This is a genomic window from Brachyspira catarrhinii, from assembly GCF_005518285.1.
Taxonomy (GTDB): Bacteria; Spirochaetota; Brachyspiria; order Brachyspirales; family Brachyspiraceae; genus Brachyspira; species Brachyspira catarrhinii.
In genome coordinates this window covers 1-993 of the sequence record NZ_SJDU01000599.1, presented here as the reverse complement: position 1 = coordinate 993, position 993 = coordinate 1, and the positions used below count along the sequence as shown (strand labels likewise).

Below are 993 nucleotides of genomic sequence, written 5' to 3'. Positions count from 1 at the left end.
AATAAATTCGGTTTAAATCTTAAAAATCTTATTAACTTAAATCATATTATCTTCAAACTTTAATTATCCTTAATAATCTCAGCTCAATAACTTATGAGGTTTGTGTAGTATCCGCCCACTTTCCACCTTTACCTTCATTTTTTGCATCGACATCTATCTGAACTATAATATCTTCGGTTTCGTATTGTGGATTAAAAGTAAGGACTACATAAAATGTGGCTACAGTGCCATTAATTTTTCCTTGTTCTTGTGTATCATCAAATTTTACGGATGAAAGATACCCTAAATTTTGAACTGTTTGTTCATACAAACCATATGTTCTTCCTTCGATTAAATCAGTTTTAAAATCTTCTATGGTAATAGTTTCGTTATCATTCGCTTTGGCATGTGAATTTTTAACTTCGATTTTAGTATTATTATCGGTAGCGGTAAAAGTAGCTCCCGAAAAATCGAACTGATAGGCATTATTATTACCAGGATATAATTTAATTAATTTGAATATTTCTTCTACTTTACTCTTTTTTGTTTCAGTAGTATTTAATGATTGAGCATGCGTCAACTTCACTTCAACGGACAAAGTTGGAGTATTGTTCTTCAAAGTTTTATCGTCTGGCGTAAAAGTGAAATTAATCGTAATCGTTTTTTCCACAGGAGCAGTCGAACTATCAACCTGCTTCATTTTATCCGCTACGCTATTTTTCGCAGTCAATACATTGTCTGCAACTCGGAAATCGTCCGCAGTGATTTTATTCGCTTCCACCGTTTCGGTTGCGTCATCGACTGTATAAGTAAAACTGTAAGTATAATTGTTTGCCGATACGAAACCTATTTTGATGTCGCTAATCGAAGTAGTAGACGATTTGATTATTGAAGCTTTGACATTGTCCGTTGCCTCGCTGATGAAAAAAGTTCCTGGAGGTATGTCGTTTGTTTTTATCCCGTTATCAGGCGGAATATTGTTCGGGTCGCTGACATTGTTCTTACACTGACAGC

The 993-nt window shown here is 34.3% G+C and carries 1 protein-coding gene; it reads right to left on the bottom strand.

The genetic code is table 11. The features are described from left to right. Positions 1-91 precede the first annotated feature (91 nt). Positions 92-993, bottom strand: a 902-nt coding sequence (locus tag EZH24_RS14365; protein WP_161976177.1) for a hypothetical protein, incomplete at its 5' end; no start/stop codon positions are given.